Here is a 15,120-nt window from a genome sequence, read left to right as displayed (position 1 = left end):
GAAACGCTCACCGTGCTGCGCCTGGACGTGCCCCCGACGCTGGCCCGCACGCTGCGCTCGACCAACGCCATCGAGAGCATGATCTCCATCTGCCGGAACCACTCGGCCAACGTCAAGCGCTGGCGCGACGGGCAGATGGCGCTGCGCTGGTGCGCCGCCGGCATGGTCGAGGCCGGCAAGCAGTTCCGCCGCGTCAACGGCCACCTGCACCTGCCGAAGTTTCGCGCCGCGCTCGACGCCGAGATCGCTGGAACTGTCGGCTCCACCGTGCAAGATGAGGAGGTCGTCGCAGCCTGACGCACAACGGACCGCCACCGAAGTTCTACGGAACTCGGGACAACCTCGCGCCGGTGCCCAGGATGTTGTTCCGGGTGACCGCGTTGCGCAGCACCCGACCGTCGCCGGCCTCGATCGCCTTGCGGTTCCGCGGACCGTCGATCGGCTTGAGCGCGGTGTTGTGGAACAGGTAGGTCCGGCCGTCGCCGTAGTAGGTCGATCCCGAGGTGTTGCCGCCCATCTTGAACATCGCCTGGCCGTACGTGGCGTCGGCGTCGCTGCGGGAGACGTCCTGCACGTTGCGGTAGGCGTACAGCGGACCCAGCGACACCGCCGCCATGCCGAACCCGTGATAGACCTCGGTGAGGTAGTTGTCGTACAGGCGGACGTTCATGCCTCCGCCCTCGGCCTCGATCCCGTCGTCCCAGGTGTAGGCGATGTAGTTGCCGTGCACGTCGCTGTCCTTGCCGGGGAAGCCGCTGGTCCCGAAGTTGGCCGTCGCGCCCATGCCGTCATTGAAGTGGTGCGTGGCGTCGCCGACGATGTCGTTGTAGCGGATGACGTTGTTGCCGGCACCGCGCAGGAACGTGATGCCCTGCGGGCCCGCCGGGTGCCTGCTGCCGTTGTGCGACTGGCTCCAGCTGTTCGCGGTGGTGTTCGGGCTGGTGAGGCGGTTCCCCTGGACGACCACCCGGGTGAGCTTGCTGGTGTTGGAGTAGATCGCGGAGTCCATCGGGGTGCCGAAGCCGCTGGCGTCCTTGACGCCCCAGCCGCTGATGGTGTTGCCCTCGACCACGACGTCATGCACGTCGTCGGAGGTGCTGGTGCCCAGCTGGATCCCGTGGTGCTTGGCGCCCTTGATGGTCAGGCCGCGGACGATGACGTAGGCGGAGTCGGTCAGGCGCACGCCGTAGTCGTACTGACCCTGCAGGTCGATCGTGGCCGGGCCGCCGTCGGGGCCGGTGATCAGGACGTAGCCGGTCGGTGAGCCGGTCTTCCGCAGGTCGACCGGCTTGGTCGACTTCGCCGGCAGCTCCACGACCGTGGCGATCGGGAAGTCCTCGGACCAGGTGCGGACCTCCTTGGTGACCGACTCCGACGTGCCGGCCAGCTTCAGCCGGACCTCGTAGGCGGTGCCGGAGGCCAGGCCGACGATGCTCCCGCGGTACTCGGCCGGCCGGCCGCCAAGGCCCCGACCGTCGAACCACAGGTCGGTGCCGTCCTGCCACGAGGCCGAGCCGTGCGGTCGGTAGCTGACCTCAGCGGCGGTGCCGGAGCCGCCGCCGGCCGGGTTCCAGTAGACGCCGACCGAGGAGAACGTCGGCACCAGCGAGGCCGAGTCGGACGCGGCGCGCGCCAGCGCCGCACTCACCACCGTGACCGAGCAGACCCCGAGGAAGGTCAGGGCTGCGAACAGCAGGGCGAGGGGGGTCTTCATTGAACGGCCTCCGGCGGACGAGCTCGGAACGCTGAGGGGGGAGCCCAGCGAGCGCAACCGGAATCGCAGCGGTGAGTACACAATCCGTCACGGTGTGCGCTGTCATAGGACGCTACATGGTCGTATTGGCAGTCAGTAGGGCCTTCATCACTCTGCGTGGCCGCTGGGGCAACTGTGACTCCTGCGCCGACGGATGGTGCGGAAGAGGTCCAGTCGGCCCGCCGGCCGCGGCTCAGCGGACGGACGGGAGGCACTCCCCGGACGACGCCAGCAGCAGGCTGGCGCGGCGCTCCCGGGCCGACGCCGGGTGCACCAGGACGGTGCGGTCGATGGCCGTGGGCACCGGGACGGCGACGTGCTCAGTCGCGGCGGCGCGTTCGGAGGCGCTCCACACCCGCACGGCGAGGCGGGCCGCGAGGTCGATGACACGCCAGGCCGCGAGGACAGGGACAGCGAGGAGACCGTGGGTCATGACCAGGACGTTGCCAGGCCGTGATGAGCAGCGGTGGTGTCCCCGGTGAACGGCAGTGGGCCAGCCGGGGGGCCGGCCAAGACCCGCCCAGCGCTCCCCCGGCAGCACCTACCGGCGACGGAGCCGCCGCACCTGGTTGATCGCCAGGGTCAGGGTCGGACGCTCCACCACGGCGAGGGTGGCGACGTAGGCGACCGCGCAGGCCGCGAGCTGGGCGAGCAGCACCTGCCAGGCAGGCCACACGTCGCAGAAGAGCACGCGGACGGCGAGCCCGGCCACGGCGAGAGCACAACACGACACCCAGACACCGCGAACGGCGCGCAGCAGCTGACGCCAGGTCAGACCGGTCTCGCGCAGGCAGGGCCGGGCGAAGATCAGCGTCTCGGCGTAGAAGACGATCATCAGGGCGGTGGCCACGCCGACCGTGCCCCACGGCAGCCCGGCCACCATCGCGGCCAGCCGCAGTCCACTGACGACCAGGCCCAGCCGGAACAGTGAGTCCGTGGCCCCGGTCGCACGGAGGAGACCGCCGACGGTCGCGGTGAGCGTCTGCGGGAGAGCGGAGACCGCCAGCAGTTCCAGCACGGTGACCATGCCCAGCCAGCGCCGCCCGAACAGGACCTCGACCATGGCCGGGGCCGCGACCGCCATGCCGATCGCGATCGGAGCCGCCGCCAGCCCGGACACCGACAGCGCCCGCAACCAGGCCCGGGCGAGGCGTGGCCGGTCGTCACGCAGCCGGGTGAGCGCCGGGAAGAGAACCCGGTTCATGACGACCTGGATCTGCCCGACGGGCAGCTTCATCAGGTTGTAGGCGCGGCTGTAGTTGCCCAGCGCCGCCTGGGAGGCGACCCCGGCGAGCAGGAGGTTGTCCGCGTTGCGCGACCAGAAGATGAGGATGTTGAAGCCGGTGATGCCCCGGGTGAAGGCCCACAGTTCACGCACGCTGGCCCGGTCCGGCCGCGCCCGGGGGAGCCAGCGCACGACGGCCCAGCTGAGCAGGGTGCGGACGATCGTGTAGGTCAGCGGGCCCAGCACCAGCGCGAACGGACCGGCGCCGGCGATCGCGGCGACCACCACCGTGCCGATGCTCAACACCGAGCACACCGTCTCCAGGACGGCGATCTGCTTGAACCGCAGCGTCCGCTCGAGCAACGAGGTGTGCACGACGTTCAGCGACAGGGTGAAGTTCAGGCTCCCGACGAGCAGCAGCGGGGTGAGCAGCGGCTCGTCGAACAGGTGGGCCAGCGGTACGGCGAGGGCCGCGACCAGCGCGGTGATCAGGACACCCGTGACCGCATTGACCCAGAACGCCGTCGAGAGCAGCTTCTCGGTGACCCGCCGGCTGTGGATGACCGCGCTGCCCAGACCCAGGGACGAGAAGATCGCTGCGAACGCGACCAGCGGGAGGACGATCGCGGCCTTCCCGTAGTCCTCCGGGAGCAGCAGCCGGGCGGTGATGATGGTGCCCAGGAACTGGATAACCTGGCCGATGATCTTGCCGCCCGCCGCCCACGTCGCACCGCGGCGCACACCGGAGCCGAGGTCACGTTGGGGCTGGAGCCGACGGAGGACCGGGTGCTGCAGGTCCAGCGCGTCCTCGGCCAGCGAGTTGCGCGTGTCCGACACGTCGTCCTGGACGGGCGTGGTCGGGTTCGACCCGGGTGTGCTCATGGAACTCCTGTGACAGCCTGGACGGACGGACGGCGGCGTGCCTGGTCGGCGCAGCCTCCGGAGCGGTCCGCCAAGTGGCCGATGCTAGCCGGACCGACGCGGCGGTCGGCTGCGCTCCGCTGGTGGGTACCCGTTCGGGCTACGCGCCGGGCGCCTCAGCGCGGCGCTCCCCGGCGATCGACCAGGGACGCCAGCTCACGCACCCACCGCGCGCTGATGGTCGGCAGGTCGTACTGCGCCGCCTTCGCGGGTCCGGCGTCCCCGAGCCGACGCCGCAGCGGTTCGTCCTCGATCAGCTCCAGGATCGCAGCGGACAGGGCTTCGACGTCCTCGGCCGGCACGAGCAGGCCGTCGCGTCCGGGGCTGATGATCTCCCCCGGGCCCCGGGGGCAGTCGAAGCTGACGACCGGCAGCGCCTTGCTCAGTGATTCGAGCACCACGCGACCGAACCCCTCGAAGCGGGAACTGAGCACGAAGATCCCGGCCTGCGCCATCTCCTGCCCGATCTGCCGCGTCGCCGGCAGCAGTTGCACCACGCCGTCCAGACCGAGCGCACTGACCTGCGCTTCCAGTTCCGGGCGACGCGGCCCGTCACCGAAGATCCGCAGCCGCCAGTCGGGATGCCGCTGGGCCACCGGCGCGAACGCGTCGATGAGGAGGTCGAAGCCCTTCTGGACGGTGAGCCGGCCCGCCGCGAGCACCACCGTGCTGCGCCCCCTGGCAGGGTCGCCCGGCAGCGGATCGAGTGCGTTGGGCGCCTGGAACACGTCGACGCCGTAGGGGCCGAGCAGGTCCTGGTAGTCGTGCTCGTCGGCGAGGGTCAGCACGCTCAGGCCGTCCAGGCCGTGAGCGAGGTCCCGCAGGTCCTGCCGCACTGCCGCGCGGATCTTGGTGAAGTTGTCGTGCTCCCGGGCGATGACGACGACTCCGGGGGGCGCGAAGCGGGCGGCGACCAGATGCAGCGCCGGACGGGTGGTGACCAGCCAGCCGCCGTCGAGTTGTCGCAGCGCGCGTATCGCCTGGATGTCGGTCCACAAGGTGAAGGAGTCCCGTGACCGGTCCTCGGGGTGCAGCAGGATGCTGGGGACCCGGGACGCCAGGCGCTGGAGTCGGCCCTTCCGGGTCGAGGTCCGGCGGTCGTCGAGCACCCGGGTCGTGACGCCCGGCGGCACGGCGTAGAAGCTTTCCTCGTCCGCTACGAACAGCGACAACACCTCGACCGGGTGCTCCCGGGCCAGCCCGCCGGCCAGCAGCAGGTTGCTGCGCACCGAGCCGCCTTTCTCGTGCAGGTCCATCACCAGGAAGCGCACCGGGCCCGGGACCGCCGGGGCACTGTGCCGGCGGACCGGCGTCCGCAGCGCCAGCTGGAACGCACGAGAGATGACGCGGTGGGCGATCACGCGCTGCTGCACTTGGCTCCTCCAGGGGCAAACCGAGGACGGACGCAGGCCACGCTCGCAGCGCCGTGGGACACGCGAGCCGCGACCGGTGTCCGGCGGGGACGAGCCCTCGACTGTCCTCGCCGGCCGGGCTCGGTGCCACAGCCGGCTGGTCGCGTCACCCCCACGAGTGGGACGGGGTCGTGTGGGACGGGGTCGTGGGACGTCGACGGGACACCCCGCGACTCACCGGACCAGCGGCACCCCGGCGCAGTCCGCCGCCCACGCGCTGCCGACCGACTCGGTGAGGTCCCGGGTGGCACGCCAGCCCAGTTCCCGGTGAGGTCCTCGACGAGTACGAGGCGTCGCCGGACGAGCGCGCGGGAGCTCCGCAGGACCTCGCCGGCGGCGGGTTCCGCAAGGGGACGGCGGAGGTCCGTATCGCCGGCATCACCAGAACCGGCAGCCAGGGCGCGGGCCCCGGAGCCACCCGGCTGGGCGGCGGGCTCACCGTGACCGTCGCCTACCGCCGAGATGCACCGGTGACCCAAGCGAACTTCAGCGTCTCCCTTCGACGGGTCGGCGGCGACGTCAAGGTGCTCGACCTGACTACGGAGGCCAGTGGCGCGGCGGCGGTGCCGTTGTCCGACAACGGCAGCATCTCGGTGGCCATCGACCGGCTGGACCTCGAACCGGGCACCTACTGGCTGGATGCCGGGATCTACTCGAAGGACTGGGAAGTGCCCTACGACTACCACTGGGACGCCTGGCGCGTCCATGTGCTCGGCATCGGGACGAGCGGCATCCTGCAGCCGCCGCACGCGTGGCGCCTCGATGACTGAGGGAACGGGTGCGGGCAGCGGAGCTGCGGTGACCGTGGTCATCCCGATGCGGAACCGACGTGACCTGCTTCTGCGGACCCTGGAGTCGGTGGCCCGCCAGGAAGAGGTGGAACTCGAGGTCGTCGTCGTCGTCGACGACGGCGGCACCGACGGGACCGCCGACGAACTGCGCCGGCTCGGCTGGACCAACCTGAGGGTGCTCCGGCACGAGCAGAGCAAGGGCGTGTCGGCCGCGCGCAACGCCGGCCTCGGGGTCGCGACGACGCCGTGGGTGGCGTTCGTCGATGACGACGACCTCTGGGCACCGGACAAGCTCCGGGCCCTGCTGGCTGCCGTGCGGGACCAACCGCCGGCCCGCTGGGCGTGCGGTGGCGCGGTCCGCGTCGATGCCGGACTCGATTTCCTGCGCTACGCGGTACCGCCCGCCTCGGGTCAGGTGGCCGCCGAGTTGTCTAGACGCAACGCCATCCCCGGTGGCGGCTCCGGGATCGTCGTCGACCGCCTCCTCGCCCACGAAGTCGGTGGGTTCGACGAGCAGATGTCCATCCTCGCCGACTGGGACTTCAACGTGCGGCTGGCCCGGCGTTCGCCCGTTGCTGTCGTGAGCCGTCCCCTGGTCGGCTACTACGTCCACTCCGACAGCATGTTCCACGATTCGCGGGGCCTGCAGGCGGAGATGCGGTACATGGAGCGGAAGTACGCGGCCCACCCCGGTGCAGGCGTCGGCGCCATCGACTGGGCGGCGGCGTCCGAGCGCCTGCTGCGAATGGCGTACTACCTGGGTGACCGGCGGACCGCGCTGCGACTGGTTCTGCGGGCAGTGTTCATCCCGGGGTCCGCGTCCGTCGCCGCGCGCGGTGCGGCCCGCGTCCTCGAGCGCCTGGTCCGACGCCGGCTGAAGCTCTCACCGGTCCCTGCCCACGGCGACGAGCTGTTCGACCGTGAGCAGGTGGAGTCGTGGCTGGCCGCCTACCGCAGCCCTCGGCCGGCCGGGCTTGTCTGACCGGTCCCCGGCATGACCGCCGCGCTCAGCACCAGGGGCGCACGTAACCTCCTATCTCAACCGCAGCCCGAAAGAGGCAGGTACATGTCGTCTGCTCAACCCTCGTCCCAGCGGGCCAGCGGGGATCACTCCGCTCCGTCGCTGTCCGGCCAGACCTCAGCGGGCGAGTTCCCTCAGATCGGGACGGGGTCCCGCTTCACCGGCGGCCGACCCAGCCCACGCTGGCTGGTCCATGCCGCCTTCGCCCTGGTCAACCGGGTGCTGCCCAAGGACCCGTCCCGGGTCGTGCTGCACAGCACCGTCGACGTCGAGGACGGCCTGCTGTCGGTGGCCGAGGAGTGTGTGGCCCGGGGCTGGCGGCCCACCGTGCTGCTCGAGGACTCGAAGCGGGGCCCACTGCTGCACTCTCTGACGGTTCCGGGCGTCACGACCGTGCGGAAGCGATCGGTGCGCGGGGTGCTCGCGTTCCTGACGGCCCGCTTCGTGATGACGACCAGCCGGCTCTACGGCGACCACCGGCCGCCACGCTCGCAGGTCGTCGTGTCCCTGTGGCATGGCGAGCCACCGACGAAGGTCACGGCCCGCTTCTCCGGTCGTGGCGGTGTACACAGCACGTTCGCCCCGGTCTGCTCGACCGTGGGCCGCGCCTACCGCGCTGCGGAGTTCGACATGCACCCGCTGCAGGTGCCGATCATCGGAGCGCCGCGGAACGACCGCATGTTGCGGGCGGACCAGCGCGCTCTGCGTGATCGACTGTTGGGAGCGGACTCCGCCTGTCCGACGCTGCTGTGGATGCCGAGCTTCCGGGTCGGGAAGTACGGGACCGAGCGGCGCAGCGACAGCATCGGGGCCAGCACCGAGGGGCCCTTCCCGGCCAGGGACCTCGAACGACTCGATACCTGGCTGGATGAGAACGGCGCCCGGGTGGTGCTGAAGGTCCACCCGCGCGACGCCACGACCTTCGCCGGGGACTACCGCGCGATCCGGGTGTTGCGCGCCGAGGACCTCAGCGACCAGGCGATGACCTTGTACCCGGTGCTGTCGGCTTTCGACGGTCTCATCACCGACATGTCATCGGTGTGGGTCGACTACCTGCTGCTGGACAAGCCGATGATCTTCGCCTTTCCGGACATCGCCGACTACCGGGCCGGCCGCGGACTCAACCTCGAGCCCTTCGAGCACTGGGTGCCCGGGCCGCTGACCACGGACGTCGACGGGATGATCGCCGCCGTACGCGACGTGGTGGCAGGCCGCGACTCGATGGCCGAGGAACGCCGACGCGCGCGGCTGCGCTTCCACCAGTTCCACGACGACCGCAGCACCGCCCGACTGCTGGACGGGCTCGGCATCACCGCCGGCCGCGGATAGCGGTCGGCCGTACGCGCTCGACGCCCAGGAGTGGGAACAGCGCTAGCCGGAATGCAGTCCGAGTCACATGCCTCCGACCGCCCGCAGGCTTGCCGGTCGCCGGGTCGGGGAAGAGCCTGGTCGTCCTCCCTCTGCACCCTGACTCCCGCCCCTTCCCCCGACAGAGAGGACAGGCGTGTACACCGTCTGCCGCCGGATGAGCGCGTGGTGAACCGCAGGCAGGCCACTGGCCGGTTGAAGCCGCTGCGGGCAGCCGTCCGCAGGTTATTGACCGCCACTGTCACGACCCTGGACTACCTGGTGCCGAAGAACAGCCGGGTGCTGGTGATCGGCGGCGACGAGGGCACCAGGTTCGGGGGCAACTCCCGGGAGCTGTTCGAGTACGCCAGTCGCACCGAGGGCTGGGACCCCTACTGGTTCAGCACCTCGCGCGCTCTCGTGGCGGCCGTCGAGGCGGCGCATCCCGGGCGTGCGGTCAACGCGATGGGCCCACGGGCGCTCTGGCTGGGGGTACGGGCGCGGGCGGTCTTCGTCTCGCACTCGCGGCGCGACGTCGGCCTGCTGGGGTACTCACGGCTGCGCCGTTACATCCAGCTCACCCACGGCGTGGGCCCGAAGACCATGGGGTACGCCAAGCGGGAGTTCGACCGGCCCGCGCTGGACCGGGAGACGAGCACGTACGCCCACGTCGTCTGCTCGTCGGACTACGAGGCGACGTTCTGGGAGCGCGGGTACCACGTGCCGTTGGCCGACATCTGGCCCACCGGAGTCCCGCGAAACGACCTGCTGCTGGAGCCCGCCGACCCCGCTCTCGCCGTGAAGCACCCCGTCCTGCGCGGCAGGACGGTCCTGTACGCGCCCACCTTCCGGGACTGGGCGGTGCTCGAGGACTACCTGCCGATCCCGGGCATGGACGCCACGGCGCTGGTGGACCTGCTGGGCCGGCACGATGCGACGCTGCTCATCCGGCCGCACTACTACGAGGCCGGCGCGGCCCGGGCCACCATCGACCGGGTGGGGTCGCCGCGGGTGCAGCCGGCCGACGACACGATCTTCGGTGACACGAACGAGCTGCTCAAGCACGTCGATGTGCTGATCACCGACTACTCGTCGATCTACATGGACTACCTGCTGCTGGACCGGCCGGTCATCTTCAACCCGGTGGACCTGGCGGAGTACGAGGGCCAGCGCGGGTTCTTCTTCCGCTATGCCGACCACACCCCCGGCCCGAAGGCGGTGACCGAGGCGGAGTTCCTGGCCGCGCTGGACACCGAGCTGTCGGGCCGGGACCCGCACCGGCAGGACCGCGCGCGCACCCGGGAGCTGTTCTTCAAGTACCCCTCGGGAGGTGCGCGGGAGCGGATCATGCGGCGCCTGGCCGAGCAGCCCGTCCGCTGGCCCGGGCCGCTCCCCCGCCGGCGTCCCGCCCGATGACGGTCCTGCTGGCCCTGCTGTCCCGGGTCGTCCTCTTCCCGTTGTCCTTCCTGGTTCCCCGGCGCCGTGACCTGTGGGTGTTCGGGGCGCCGCAGGATGGCTTCTCCGGCAACCCCAAGTTCCTGTTCCTGTGGATGTCGCAGCACCGTCCCGACGTGCAGTGCGTCTGGCTGACCTCCAGCGTGGACACGTGCCGCCTGCTGCGGGACCGCGGCCTCCGCTGCGAGCTGCGGTGGTCGCGTGCCGGCGTCACCGCGGCCGCCCGCGCGCGGTACCACGTGGTCGCCAACGACAGCAGCGACACCTCCCTGGCGTTCAGCGGCGGTGCGCAGGTGCTGAACCTGTGGCACGGGGTCGGCATCAAGAACATCCTGCGCGGTGCGCGGGTGGGGCAGAACGCCGATCTCTACCGCAAGCTGTGGCGGCCCGACGTCTACGTGCGCTCCGCGCACCGGTTCCGCCGTCCGGCGCTCGTGCTGGCGACGTCCCCGGCGATGTCCGCGCACTTCGCGCGTTCCTTCGACGTGCCCGTCGACCGCTGCCCCCCGCTGGGCTACCCCCGGATCGACCCCCTGGTCGACGAGCAGTTCCGCGCACGGTGCCTGGAGTTCGGCGACTACGCGGCGCTGCGCGGGCTGACTGCCGGCCGGACGGTCTACCTGTACGCCCCGACCCTGCGGGACGACGACGCGGACTTCTTCGGCGAGGCCCTGCCTGACCTGGCTGCCCTGTCCGAGGCGCTGCGGCCGACCGACGGAGTCCTGCTGCTCAAGCTGCACCCGTCCACCGCCGCCGCGGTGAGCGAGGAGGTGACGGCCTTCGACAACATCATCGAGTGGCCGGCGGACCTGGACCTCTACCCGGTCCTGGACGAGGTCGACTGCCTCATCACCGACTACTCGAGCCTCCTCTACGACTACATCGCCACGTCGGGCTCCGGAGCCGTGATCTACGCCTACGACTACGAACGCTACGTCGCGAAAAACCGAGACCTGGCGTTCCCGCTGGAGGACAACATCGTCGGCCAGCGGGCCGACAGCTTCCCCCAGCTGTGCGAGGTGCTGCGGAGCGGTGCGGCACTGGCCGAGCTGCCGGCAGAGCGGCTGGCCGAGCTGCGCACCCGCTTCTGGGGTTCTCCGGAGGCGGTGAGCAGGCCGGCCAGCCCGGCCATCGCCGACTTCGTGCTCGGCCGGCCCGGCTCCTGAGCTCGGACTGACCGGCACCAGTCAGCCGACCGACATCCCCCGTGGTCGCAGCGTGTCCCCCAGCGCGTCGATCGCCTCGGACAAGAGCCCGACGGGGTCGTCGGTCGGGGGCCCGATGAGCTGCACGCGGACCCGCTCCCTCGCGGTGCGCATGGAGTCCGGACCGCGAGCGTCGGCCAGTGCCCCGGCGAGCCCTTCCGCCCCCCGGCCGATGACGCCGGCGCCAGCGGTGCTCGGGAACTGCCCGCGGAACTCCGACTCGCTCATGTCCGTGCCGTTCACGACGAGGTACGGCTTGCCCGAGGCGAGGAAGTCGGAGATCACCGAGGACACGTCGGTGACGAGCACGTCGGCCATGTTCAACGCGGAGTGCAGATCTGTCGTCGCGGCGTCCACGACGGCGTGCGGCGCCCCGGCGGCGGCGAGCTCTTGCAGGATCGCCTGGTGCGCCTCCAGAAAGCGGGGATTGCGGGCACCAGTCGTCGGATGGGAGCGGTAGAGGACGCGGACCCCCTTTACTGCCAGCAGCCCCCGCACCACGTCCCGCCCGGAGTGCAGCAGCGAGGAGTCGGTCGCGTTGCCCAGCAGGCCTTCCCAGGTCGGCGCGTAGAGGACCGAGCATGGAGCGCCGGGCTCGAGCGGGATGCCGGGCTGGACCCGCTGCACCTGCGGTCGGCCGACGATCCGGATCTGCTCCGGCCTGACTCCGACGTCCGCCTCGAGGTAACGCCTCCGGGCAGCCTCGCCGGCCACCCAGACCTCGTCGTACATCTTGGACAGCGGGCTGGTGCTGGCGGCCTTGTCGCTGTCCCCGTGTCCGATGAACGCGCTGCGCAACCGCGGGTTGCGCAGCAGCCGGATGTTCTCCCGGGCGTTCGCCACGTACAGGGCGACCCGCGCGTCCGGGAGGCTGAACGGCAGCACGTCCCGGGGGTCGGGCAGGCACACGACGGGGGTGACTGCGGGTGGCAGCAAGGAGAACACCTCGGGGTCGCGGACCATGACCAGGGCCGGCCGCTCGAGAGCGTCGAGCGTCGGCAACCAGGTGGTCACCCAGTGCATCTCGTCCGCGATTCCGTGCGAATAGAGCACGACCTCGGGGCGGTGCCGCAGGACGGCCTCGTGTGCCGCCCGGACGACGGCACTGCCCCGCGGGCGCCGGATCAGCGTCAGCAGAGCAGGGACGCCGGCCGCGACGACCGCACCGGCCACCAGCGCCATTGCGATCGCTGCGGGGGCCACCAGGGCGAACGACCCGCTGACCGCCGCCCAGAGCAGACCCAGCGCCGGTAGTCCCGTCGCGGCGACGAGCAGCTGCGTGGCGCGGGGGCTGACCAGCGGGGCGAGCGACGGCCCGGGGCGGTAGGAGTCGCCGAGGTTCCGCAGCTGGGCCCGTGGAACGGCCAGTCGGGTCGCGACGAGGGCAGCGACAGAGTGGGCGAGACGCAGGACCTGGTGAGCGACCACAGCGAGCACCACGACGGTCTCCGTCGTGCCGTTCAGCTGCGGTACCCCGACCACGTAGACCAGCAGCAGGGCCTGCTCCAGCGGCACCCGCGCGTACAGCTCGGCGAGGACGAAGGGGAGCTGGCGCGGGAGCGCGGTCGTGAGTGCGCGGTGCAGTACCACCTCGCAGACGGCCAGCCCGAGCCCGGCCAGCGCGACCACGAGGAGCCACTCGCCGAGAGCGCCGACCAGGAGCGCGATCAGCAGGACGACCAGGCACCCGCCGAGGACCAGGAACCGGCTGCGCTTCACCGGGCGGCCACACGAGCGCCGGTCGGGACGGCGGCGAGGCGCCGTCGTCGTGTCGTCAGGTGGAACGCCAGCACTGCGGCCCTCTCGTCATGTCGCACGGTCCATCGGCTCGGCCAGAGGATAGGCGACCCTGCGCGGCACGCTCGCGTTCACCGGGACGGGCACCGCAGGCACGGCGTGGCGGCCGAATGTCCGGGCTCGGTCACGGACGGTCACCCACTTGCGTCACATCACTCACTCGATCGGGCTTCGTGTCGCCCTCCCGCGCCGATGCCCCCTACGGTCGGAGCGTGTCGAGATTGCGGAACGTAGCCGTCGTCCTTGCGGGCGGAACCGGCTCCCGGGTGGGCCTGTCCATCCCCAAGCAACTGATCAAGGTCGCCGGCAAGCCGATCATGGAGCACACCATCGGCGTGCTCCAGGCCTCGCCGCTGATCGACGAGATCATCATCCTGATGACGCCCGGCCACCTGGACGCCGTCCGGGCGATGCTGCGGCCGGGGGCCTACCCCAAGGTCACCCAGCTGCTCGAGGGCGCCGAGACGCGGAACGCGACGACCAAGCGGGCGCTGGACGCACTCGGCGACGAAGAGTGCAACGTGGTCTTCCACGACGCCGTCCGGCCGCTGCTGAGCCAGAAGGTCCTCGACGACTGCGTCGCGGCCCTGGAGGAGTACGAGGCCGTCGACACCGCCATCCCCTCCGCCGACACGATCATCCAGGTCGACGAGGCGACCGGGCGGACCATCGACGACGTGCTGCGCCGCCCCCTGCTGCGGCGCGGTCAAACGCCGCAGTGCTTCCGCCTGTCGGTGATCCGCCGCGCCTACGAGCGGGCCGCCGACGACCCGAGCTTCGAGGCCACCGACGACTGCACCGTGGTCCTGCGCTACTGCCCCGAGGTGCCCATCGCCGTAGTGCCGGGCGAGGAGCGCAACATGAAGGTCACCGAGCCGATCGACGTCTACCTCGCCGACAAGCTGTTCCAGCTCAACAGCGACGACACCCCGACCAGCCGCAGTGACGCCGAGTACCGCGCGCTGCTCGAGGGCAAGACACTGGTGGTGTTCGGCGGCTCGTACGGGATCGGGGCCGACATCGTGGCCCTCGCCGAGAAGCACGGGGCCAGGGCGTTGAGCTTCAGCAGGTCGACGACGGGGACGCACGTCGAGCGTCGGGACGACATCGTGGCGGCCTGCGAGCACGCTCTGGCCGCCACCGGCCGGGTGGACCTCGTGGTCAACACCTCGGGCGTGCTGCCGCGCGGGGACCTCGCGGAGACCAGCGAGGAGACCATCTACCTGTCCAACGACGTGAACTACCTGGCGCCGATCCACATCGCCCAGGTCTTCCACCCGCATCTGCGTGCGACCAACGGTTCACTCCTGCTGTTCACCTCCAGCTCCTACACGCGCGGCCGCAGCGGCTACAGCCTGTACTCGTCGGCCAAGGCGGCCGTGGTCAACCTGACGCAGGCGCTCGCCGACGAGTGGGCCGGCGACGGCATCCGCGTCAACTGCGTGAACCCGGAACGCACCGCCACCCCGATGCGCACCAAGGCCTTCGGGGAAGAGCCGGAGGGATCCCTGCTGACGTCGGAGTCGGTGGCCGAGACCTCACTGGGCGTGCTGGTCTCCCCCTGGACCGGGCACATCGTCGACGTGCGGCGCGAGGACAAGTTGGCCTCGCATCTGGACGCCGCGGCGGCTGCGGCCGCCGCGACCATGGACGAGCAGAGGGCAGAGGACCAAGCGCCAGTCCAGGTGTCCACCGGGGGCTGACCCTGCCCAGCCGCGGCTTTGCCGGCTGGCCCCAGCGGGCAGCCGGCGGCAGGTCACGAGCGCCGGCAGCGCAGCGTGACGGGTTCGCGATCAGAACCACGCCCGGGTGACCGGAGAGGCCGCGACCGTTCGGGGGCCGGCGGGTGTCGCCGGACGGCGTCGGCGCCCGCCCGGTCCCCCGGTTCCGGGCTCTTCGAACTTGAGGGGGAAGAAGGACATGATCTTGTGAGGATCGCGGCCTCGGGCTGAGAAGCCCGTGGCCCCTCGATGCTGACGGTGGATACGAGCCGGCAGCAGAGGGGCCACGAGTGAGTTCAGACGGTACGACGATCCTGTTCGGCCTGCCCGGAGTTCGAGTGCGCGAGGTGCTGCGCGCCGCGGACGGGACCCGGGTCGTGCACGTGATCACCGAGGAGGAGACCGCGGCGGCGTGCCCGGTGTGCGGGGTGGTCTCGACCAGCGTGCGGCAGCGCCGGACGACATCGCCACG

10 protein-coding genes and 3 pseudogenes are annotated in these 15,120 nt (G+C 71.1%); 8 read left to right on the top strand and 5 right to left on the bottom strand.

Going from position 1 to position 15,120, the window contains the following annotated elements:
* Positions 1-297 (top strand): annotated as a pseudogene (locus BLW04_RS22690) (IS256 family transposase); the annotation flags it as partial.
* 25 nt (positions 298-322) lie between these two features.
* Here BLW04_RS22690 and BLW04_RS22685 read toward each other — a convergent pair.
* The 4 genes from BLW04_RS22685 to BLW04_RS22670 all read right to left on the bottom strand — a co-directional run bounded on the left by BLW04_RS22685 (position 323) and on the right by BLW04_RS22670 (position 5,272).
* Entirely contained in the window at positions 323-1,714 is a 1,392-nt protein-coding gene (locus BLW04_RS22685; protein WP_091547751.1) for a right-handed parallel beta-helix repeat-containing protein, read from the bottom strand.
* A gap of 232 nt (positions 1,715-1,946) precedes the next feature.
* Complete coding sequence (locus BLW04_RS22680) at positions 1,947-2,186, bottom strand: hypothetical protein (RefSeq protein ID WP_091547748.1); 240 nt, start codon at positions 2,184-2,186, stop codon at positions 1,947-1,949.
* 108 nt (positions 2,187-2,294) lie between these two features.
* Positions 2,295-3,860 (bottom strand): lipopolysaccharide biosynthesis protein, encoded by a 1,566-nt coding sequence (locus BLW04_RS22675; protein ID WP_091547746.1) that lies wholly within the window; start codon positions 3,858-3,860, stop codon positions 2,295-2,297.
* 155 nt (positions 3,861-4,015) lie between these two features.
* Positions 4,016-5,272 carry a glycosyltransferase family 4 protein gene (locus BLW04_RS22670; protein WP_091547743.1) on the bottom strand — a complete coding sequence of 419 codons (1,257 nt, stop codon included), beginning with the start codon at positions 5,270-5,272 and terminating at the stop codon, positions 4,016-4,018.
* A 395-nt stretch (positions 5,273-5,667) separates the two neighbouring features.
* On the opposite strand from BLW04_RS22670, the pseudogene BLW04_RS22665 reads away from it, so the two are divergent.
* The 5 genes and pseudogenes from BLW04_RS22665 to BLW04_RS22645 all read left to right on the top strand — a co-directional run.
* Positions 5,668-6,081, top strand: a pseudogene (locus tag BLW04_RS22665) (Wzt carbohydrate-binding domain-containing protein); the annotation flags it as partial.
* Positions 6,074-7,084, top strand: a complete 1,011-nt coding sequence (locus BLW04_RS22660; protein ID WP_175484228.1) for a glycosyltransferase family 2 protein — start codon at positions 6,074-6,076, stop codon at positions 7,082-7,084. The pseudogene BLW04_RS22665 and the gene BLW04_RS22660, both read left to right, overlap by 8 nt.
* An 84-nt stretch (positions 7,085-7,168) precedes the next feature.
* Positions 7,169-8,452, top strand: a complete 1,284-nt coding sequence (locus tag BLW04_RS22655) for a CDP-glycerol glycerophosphotransferase family protein (protein ID WP_175484227.1) — start codon at positions 7,169-7,171, stop codon at positions 8,450-8,452.
* 207 nt (positions 8,453-8,659) lie between these two features.
* A complete protein-coding gene (locus BLW04_RS22650; protein WP_175484226.1) occupies positions 8,660-9,886 on the top strand; it encodes a CDP-glycerol glycerophosphotransferase family protein in 1,227 nt (408 codons plus the stop codon).
* Complete coding sequence (locus BLW04_RS22645; RefSeq protein ID WP_091547728.1) at positions 9,883-11,091, top strand: CDP-glycerol glycerophosphotransferase family protein; 1,209 nt, start codon at positions 9,883-9,885, stop codon at positions 11,089-11,091. Before BLW04_RS22650 ends, BLW04_RS22645 begins: the two co-directional genes overlap by 4 nt.
* A gap of 21 nt (positions 11,092-11,112) precedes the next feature.
* On the opposite strand, the gene BLW04_RS22640 is transcribed toward BLW04_RS22645, so the two are convergent.
* Positions 11,113-12,849 (bottom strand): CDP-glycerol glycerophosphotransferase family protein, encoded by a 1,737-nt coding sequence (locus BLW04_RS22640; RefSeq protein ID WP_091547725.1) that lies wholly within the window; start codon positions 12,847-12,849, stop codon positions 11,113-11,115.
* Between the two features lie 290 nt (positions 12,850-13,139).
* Here BLW04_RS22640 and BLW04_RS22635 point away from each other — a divergent pair, with 290 nt between their 5' ends.
* Positions 13,140-14,630 carry a bifunctional cytidylyltransferase/SDR family oxidoreductase gene (locus tag BLW04_RS22635; protein ID WP_217631205.1) on the top strand — a complete coding sequence of 497 codons (1,491 nt, stop codon included), beginning with the start codon at positions 13,140-13,142 and terminating at the stop codon, positions 14,628-14,630.
* A 308-nt stretch (positions 14,631-14,938) separates the two neighbouring features.
* Positions 14,939-15,120: pseudogene (locus tag BLW04_RS26220) on the top strand (ISL3 family transposase); the annotation flags it as partial.

Origin of the sequence: Modestobacter sp. DSM 44400 (genome assembly GCF_900107175.1) — a bacterium.
Taxonomy (GTDB): domain Bacteria; phylum Actinomycetota; class Actinomycetes; order Mycobacteriales; family Geodermatophilaceae; genus Modestobacter.
The sequence above is the reverse complement of the archived record's forward strand: the minus strand, read 5'-3'. Positions and strand labels throughout refer to the sequence as shown.

Coding starts and splice junctions, on each gene's coding strand:
- BLW04_RS22680 (WP_091547748.1), bottom strand. CDS start 2,186: ATGACCCACGGTCTCCTCGCTGTCCCTGTCCTCGCGGCCTGGCGTGTC.
- BLW04_RS22645 (WP_091547728.1), top strand. CDS start 9,883: ATGACGGTCCTGCTGGCCCTGCTGTCCCGGGTCGTCCTCTTCCCGTTG.
- BLW04_RS22685 (WP_091547751.1), bottom strand. CDS start 1,714: ATGAAGACCCCCCTCGCCCTGCTGTTCGCAGCCCTGACCTTCCTCGGG.
- BLW04_RS22675 (WP_091547746.1), bottom strand. CDS start 3,860: ATGAGCACACCCGGGTCGAACCCGACCACGCCCGTCCAGGACGACGTG.
- BLW04_RS22655 (WP_175484227.1), top strand. CDS start 7,169: ATGTCGTCTGCTCAACCCTCGTCCCAGCGGGCCAGCGGGGATCACTCC.
- BLW04_RS22660 (WP_175484228.1), top strand. CDS start 6,074: ATGACTGAGGGAACGGGTGCGGGCAGCGGAGCTGCGGTGACCGTGGTC.